Source organism: Pseudomonas sp. NPDC090208, assembly GCF_044746785.1.
In the GTDB taxonomy this organism is placed as follows: domain Bacteria; phylum Pseudomonadota; class Gammaproteobacteria; order Pseudomonadales; family Pseudomonadaceae; genus Aquipseudomonas.
The window spans coordinates 135,543-142,101 of sequence record NZ_JBIVCU010000018.1; the positions used below are offsets into that span (position 1 = coordinate 135,543).

Sequence of the window (6,559 nt, forward strand, 5' to 3'; positions counted from 1 at the left end):
CAGATTTTGCGGTGCGTGAAACTATTCGACCAGCGTGCAGGCCATGACCAGCGCGTCTTCACGACCGCCAGCCGCCGGGTAGTAATCGCGGCGCCGCCCGACTTCGTTGAAACCATATCGCTCATACAGGCGATAGGCGGACTGATTGCTGGCACGCAGCTCCAGGAAACATTCACGGCCATTGAGTTCGTAAGCGCGCTTCATCAGCTTGTCGAGCAGCAACAGGCCCAGGCCGCGGCCCTGGCTTTCCGGTTTGACGGTAATGTTGAGCAGGTGGGCTTCGTCGATGATGACGTTGATCACCCCATGGCCGACCTGCTGATTGCCCTCGAACATCAGCCAGATTTCGTAGGACTTCAATCCATCCAGAAAAATGCCTCGGGTCCAGGGATGGCTGAACGCGGCATATTCGATTTTCAGTACCGCATCCAGATCGGCTTCGGTCATACGGCGAAACGTTACGGCATCACTCATTTACGCTCTTCCAACGCCCCATCATTCGGCGCATCGCGCGCCAGACATCGGCCTTGCGCTGAGGCTCGTCCATCAACAATTCCAGACCCGGCAGCGCCCAGGCAAGGCCCAGGCCATCGACCTGAATATCCTGATTGTAGGATTCGGCGTCCGTCTCACCGGCAAAACGCAACGCCGGCAATCCGATCAGCCACAAGCAACTGCAAGGCGCCTCTTCGAGACGCGCATGAAGGAATCCCTGCACAAAATCCCGTGCGGCTTCCGGCCCCTGATCCATTTGCCCGCGTACCAGCAGCGGCCAACGCACCGGCTCGCCGATGATCTGCGGGCTGTCGGGCAAGCCGGCGGCACGCAGCATGTCCTTGAGCAGCAGATAAGACGGGTCGCGACTCTGGAACGGCTCGCCCGTCGCCAGCTCGACCAGCAACAGGCAACTGCCGGCCCGCAGCAGTTGCAGGGCAAACCGTGGCGGCGGCACGACTGGCGCTTTCACTACAGGCGGCGCGGGATCTTCGTCTTGAACGGCTTTGACAACAGGCTTGGTGGCCAAAGACGGGCGCGGCACCTCGATTTTCGGCCGCTCGACCGTACGCGGAGCGACCGACGGCGCGGCGCTCACAGGCGCGTTGCCGGACTGCGAAGCCACGCCAGACGACCGCTCCTGCACCGGTTCATCGACAATCGACGGCAACGGCGCAAGCAGTTCCGGACGCGAAGGCGCGGCAAACGGCAGTGGAGTGCGCGGCAACCAGCTGACCACCTGCATGGCGGACAGAAAGGCGCGGCGGCGAGGCTCGTTGAGCAAGGGACAGCCACCTGTGGATAAAGTCAGGTGGGGGATTCTACAGGCCTTCGACGAATCACGCCGCAGTTGATCGACTGAGGGTGAAAACCCGACCCGGCGATGCAGTACAATTGCCGCTTTTATTTGCCAACCAGCGGCCATCCGATGATCGAACCCAAGCGCGTCCTGCGCGCCCTCGCCGAACACTGGGCGCTTCTAGAGCCACTGTGCGAGCACTTCGACCAAGGCACTTTGAGCCTGAGCGAACTGCGTCAGCAACTGGCCGCCCAGCAACTGGAAAGCACGCCACAGGACATTACCCACCTGCTGGACGTGTGGATTCGCCTCGACATTCTGGTTCCCGTGGCGAAAAGCCCGAACCGCTTCGAGCTGAACGCGCAGATCCACGACTTCCTCTCGTACCTGCGCCGCGAGCACCGGCTGGGCCTGTGTCTGGAAATCGAAGCCTACCTGCGCCATCTGGAACGGCTGGCCGGTTATATCCAGGAAGCGTTCGAAGCCCGCGATGCCAACGACCTCGCCCGTCAACTGCGCCTGCTCGACATGCGCGTGCGCGATGTCCTGAAAAAGCTCGCCAACGACGAACAAGCGCTGGTCTCAGTGGCCGAACGGGCCAAGACCAGTGACCGGCAGATCCCGTTGCGGCAACGCTACGCCGAAGTACTGGCGACCTGGGACGAATATGTCGAGCCGATGATCCAGCTGGTCAACGCTGACGGCGCCTTTGAACAGGGCGTGCGCAAGGTCGAGAACGTGCTGCTGCGTCTGCTCACCGATCAGCAACGCCTCGGCCACCTGGTCGACGACGACATGCTGCTGCGCACCCATGCGCGGATTCTGGAAATGCAGACCAGCGCGCAATTGACCCTGCGTCATGCCCGCGAGCTGCTGCTGCCGTTGCGTGAGGAAGCCCGCCGGCATAACGCCGTGACCCGTGGCGCCGCGCTGGCGCTGTCGGCCATCCGCCGCAAGGGCATCGATGCCGTGCCGCAGGCCGCCATGCCGCTGTTTACCCGTCCGCAAAGCACCTTCCTCGGCAGTGCCAACCAGGTCGAGGCCTATGTCTACGCCCTGGCGCGCTTCGAGCCGAAGCCGGCGCGCTTCCCCAAGGCCAGTGTCACCCGCAAGGGCGAACCGCCCCGGGCGCCGCGCACGGTCAAGGAAATGATCGAACGCTGCGAAGAAGCCCTGCCGATGCCGGACCTGATGGTCTGGCTGCTGGAGCAGGAACCGAACGGCGCGACCGACGAGTTGCTGTACTGGTTCTCGCGCCTGTCGCGGGAAAAACGCTTCAAGCGCGAGCGTCTGGAACGCCGCGACTACCTGACCCAGGAGCACCGCGTCAGCCTGCGCTCCTTTGCCCTGCTCTCGAGCAAAGACGTGAACCCAGAGAATTCCGAGGGCACCGCCCATGCATCTTGATCTATCCGAAATGTCCCAGCTCGCGCCGATCTTCCGCGAGCTGTTCAAGGGCTATCACATCAGCCGCCGCGATCCGGAGCTGTATGCCCAGTTGTCCAACGCCCAAGACCAGTACCGTGCGCTGTTCAAGGCACTGGGTTTCGAGCTGGTCTGCGACACCCGCGGCTTCTATTACTTCGTGCCGGAACTGGCCGCTGCGCAGGTCAACAAGACCGCCCAGCGTCTGGCCCTGTTCACCTTCATCCTGGTCGAGCATCTGGCCGACCAGGGCCGCGATCCGGTCGCCGTGCTCGATGGCGGTAGCCTCGGTCGTGACGAATTGCCGTCACTGCTGGAGAAATACCGCGACCTGTTCCTGCAGGCTGAAGTGCAGACCCAGGACGAGCTGGAAGAAAAGATCATGCGCCGCATGACCCAGCTCGGTTTCGCTGCAGAAGAGGTGGGCATCTACCGCTTCCTGCCGCCGATGCACCGCTTCCTCGATGTCTGCCTGTCGGTCCAGCAAGACCGCGACCTGGCAGCCAGTCTGCACAGCGATCTGCCGTTGCCGACGCCGGTACTGATCGACGATGACAGCGACGAGAAGCTGCTGCAAACCGACGATCCGCTGGACCTAGCGGAATTCGATGACGTTGAGGAAACCGAAGAGCAGGCTCTAGCCCGCGCGATCGCCGAAGAACAGGAGCTTGACGCATGAGCCAGGAACGCTACGGCATTCGCCGCTTCGCGCTGCTGAACACTGCCGGTTACAGCCTTGGGCTGTTTCCGCTGGAACACCCGCTGTCGGTCTACGGCGCGAACAACCTCGGCAAGAGCGCGTCGATCAACGCCCTGCAATTCCCGATTCTGGCGCGCATGTCGGACATGAGTTTCGGCAAGTACAGCCTGGATCAGTCACGGCGCTTCTACTTTGCGTCGGACACCAGCTACATCCTCGTTGAAGTCGCCCTGCCCCATGGTCCGCATGTGATCGGCGTGGTCGGTCGCGGCCCCGGCGGCGGCTTCGGCCACCAGTTCTTTGCCTACGCCGGCAAACTGGATCTGGCCCATTACCAGAAAAACGACACCTGCCTGCGTCAGAAAGAGCTGTTCAGCAATCTGGAAAGCCAAGGGCTTAAAGCTTACGAACTCAAGCCGGACGAACTGCGCCGTCTGCTGGTGGGTGGCCATACCTCGATTCCGCTGGACCTGACGCTGATCCCGCTGCGCTCGACCAGCGAACAGAGCCTGAAGACCTTCCGCGCGCTGTTCATCAACCTGCTGCACATGCGCGAAATCACCGCCGCCAAGCTCAAGCAACTATTCCTCGATGCCTTCGAGCACAGCTTGCGTTCCGGTAGCGTCGATTACATTGCCGCTTGCGAAGAAGCCTTCCGCGATGTGCGTCGTATGGAACAGGACTACAACGCGCTGGTCACGGCTGGCCCGCTGGTCGAAGCGCTGGCCAACGGTGTCAAACAGCGCGATATCCTGCGCGGCAAACTGCATCGCCTGTCGCCGCTGCTGGATTCCTTGCTGGGCACCTGGCAGGACTACTCCAACGCGCGCAAGGAAGAGCTGGTCATTCAGGCCGAGCACTACCGTGGCGAACAGGACTCCCTGCAGAACGACCAACGCGGCAGCACTCAGGAGCTGATGCGCCTGGAGCGTGAAATCAGCAACATCCAGCGCTGGATCGGCGAGCTGGCGGTACTGAAAAACCGCTTTGCCCTGGTCGACGACGTGAAAACCCTGGAGCAACAACTGCTGGCCGCCAAGGATGCCCACGACGAACTGGCTGGTGCACTGGCACAGTCGCGACAGTTCAGCGCCGAGGATCTGGACGAGCGTCTGCGCGATCTGGAAAAACGCCTGAAGTCGGTCAAACAGCAACTCGACCATGCCGACAACAACAGTTATGCCCGTCTGCGCGAAGAGTTCTCGCAACCGGACGTTGAGCGCTTGATGCGCCTGTTCAACAGCGCGCTGTTCAGCCTGCCACTGGGCGAGCAAGGCATCGCGCTGGACGACGGCGAAGCCTGGGTCAAATCACTGGAAACAATCCTGGACCGCTTCAAGGGCGAGCGCTTCGAAGTGCCGGGCCTGTCGATCAACCTGTCGCATATCGAGCCACCGGCTTTGCAGGCGCTGGCTGATCGTGCGGCGTTGCGCGACCAGAAAGAGCGTCTGGAAAAAGAACTCAAGCAGCTGAAAACCCAGCAAGCAGTCGCGGCAGACCGCGCAGCGAGCAAGACGCAGACCGAAGCGTTGTACCAGCAGGTACTGGATGCACAGAAGGCCCTGGAGGATTTCCGTCGTACCCAGACCCTGAGCGCCGAAGAAGGCGAGAAGCTGGAACAACTGGCACAGATGGAAGCGGCGCAGGACGAACTCAAGCGTTCAAGCGACGCCTTCACCGAACGCGTCCAGCAACTGTCGGCCAAGCTGCAATTGGTCGGCCGTCAGATCGGCGACCTGGAATCCAAGCAACGCACGCTGGACGACGCCCTGCGTCGCCGTCAGTTGCTGCCGGCGGATCTGCCGTTCGGCACGCCGTTCATGGAACCGGTCGACGATTCGCTGGAAAACCTGCTGCCGCTGCTCAACGATTATCAGGACAGCTGGCAGGGCCTGTTGCGCTGCGACGGTCAGATCGAAGCGCTGTATGCACAGGTTCGCCTGAAAGGCGTGGCCAAGTTCGACAGCGAAGACGACATGGAGCGCCGTCTGCAACTGCTGATCAACGCCTATGCACACCGTCAGGACGAAGCGCTGACACTGGGCAAGGCTCGCCGCGCGGCCGTTACCGACATCGCCCGGACCTTGCGTAACATTCGCAGCGACTACGACAGCCTCGAACATCAACTCGCCCTGTTCAACCGCGAGATCAACCGGCGTCAGGTTTCCAACCTCGAAAGCTTCCGCATTGTTCTGGCACCGAACAAAGAAGCGCTCAAGCACATCGATCAAATTATCCACAGCGCCGGTCAGTACGAAGAAGGCGAAACACTGTCGGTATTCGATCTGAGTCAGAGCGCGGAGCAGGACAACAAGAACGAAGAGGCCAAGGAATACCTGGCCCGCCTGGTGGCAGCTAACCACAACCAGTTGGGTCTGAAGGATCTGTTCGAGTTGGCGTTCGAAATCACCAAGGTCAACAGCCAGCCGGTTATCCACACCGACATCGATGGCGCGGCGTCCAACGGCACGACCATGACCATCAAGGCGCTGACCAACATGTACCTGTTGCTGCACCTGATGGATCGCGAGCAGGCAGGTCGCATCCGCCTGCCTTACTACCTCGACGAAGCAGCTGACATCGACGAACGTAACCAGTCGGCACTGTTGGAAACCAGCCTGCAGCTTGGCTTTGTACCGATCCTCGCGAGTGTGAAGCCACAGGTCTCGGCGCATGTTGCCATCGACCTTGAAGGTGGTAGCGGCCCTGCCGGTATCTACATCGATGAGGCGGACTGGAAGTACATCCGTCGTCGCGACGAGGTAAGTGCAGTGAAAGCTATTGAAGTGGCGGAAGAAGCTGCTGAATAAGCTGGACTGAGCGGTAACAAAGAGCCCTGCAGAGATGCGGGGCTTTTTTGTGGGCGGCTATTAGGGCTTGAGCTGCACGAGCCAGTGGACGCCGCTATCTCAAGCCTTGCCTACACCCCCTGTGGGAGCGAATTCATTCGCGAGGCGTCACTGCAGCCAACGCATCTAGATCGACTACGGGATTGTTCGCGAATGAATTCGCTCCCACAGTTCAGGGCCAAGCAAGGCTTTTTTCGCGCGCAAAGACAAAACCCCGTCTGCTTACGCAAACGGGGTTCTGCAATTTAATCTTGACGATGACCTACTCTCACATGGGGAAACCCCACACTA

General features: G+C 61.0%; 5 protein-coding genes. 3 read left to right on the forward strand and 2 right to left on the reverse strand.

The genetic code is table 11. The features are described 5' to 3' along the window. Nucleotides 1-21: 21 nt before the first annotated feature. Together rimI and ACIPL0_RS25375 are read right to left on the reverse strand one after the other, a co-directional pair. Complete coding sequence (rimI, locus tag ACIPL0_RS25370) at nucleotides 22-474, reverse strand: ribosomal protein S18-alanine N-acetyltransferase (RefSeq protein WP_400600254.1); 453 nt, start codon at nucleotides 472-474, stop codon at nucleotides 22-24. Further along, nucleotides 467-1,279, reverse strand: coding sequence for an energy transducer TonB (locus ACIPL0_RS25375; protein WP_400600252.1), 813 nt, complete (start codon nucleotides 1,277-1,279; stop codon nucleotides 467-469). Before ACIPL0_RS25375 ends, rimI begins: the two co-directional genes overlap by 8 nt. A 144-nt stretch (nucleotides 1,280-1,423) precedes the next feature. Between ACIPL0_RS25375 and mksB the strand changes: the two genes are divergently transcribed. From mksB to mksF, 3 genes are read left to right on the forward strand one after another with little or no spacing between them, the layout of a single operon-like run. Beyond that, nucleotides 1,424-2,701, forward strand: a complete 1,278-nt coding sequence (gene mksB, locus ACIPL0_RS25380) for an Mks condensin complex protein MksB (RefSeq protein WP_400600250.1) — start codon at nucleotides 1,424-1,426, stop codon at nucleotides 2,699-2,701. After that, nucleotides 2,691-3,398, forward strand: coding sequence for an Mks condensin complex protein MksE (mksE, locus tag ACIPL0_RS25385; RefSeq protein WP_400600248.1), 708 nt, complete (start codon nucleotides 2,691-2,693; stop codon nucleotides 3,396-3,398). Before mksB ends, mksE begins: the two co-directional genes overlap by 11 nt. Then, nucleotides 3,395-6,229: an Mks condensin complex protein MksF gene (gene mksF, locus ACIPL0_RS25390; RefSeq protein ID WP_400600246.1), complete on the forward strand. Its 2,835-nt coding sequence runs from the start codon at nucleotides 3,395-3,397 to the stop codon at nucleotides 6,227-6,229. The genes mksE and mksF overlap by 4 nt, the downstream gene beginning before the upstream one ends. Nucleotides 6,230-6,559: the final 330 nt, after the last annotated feature.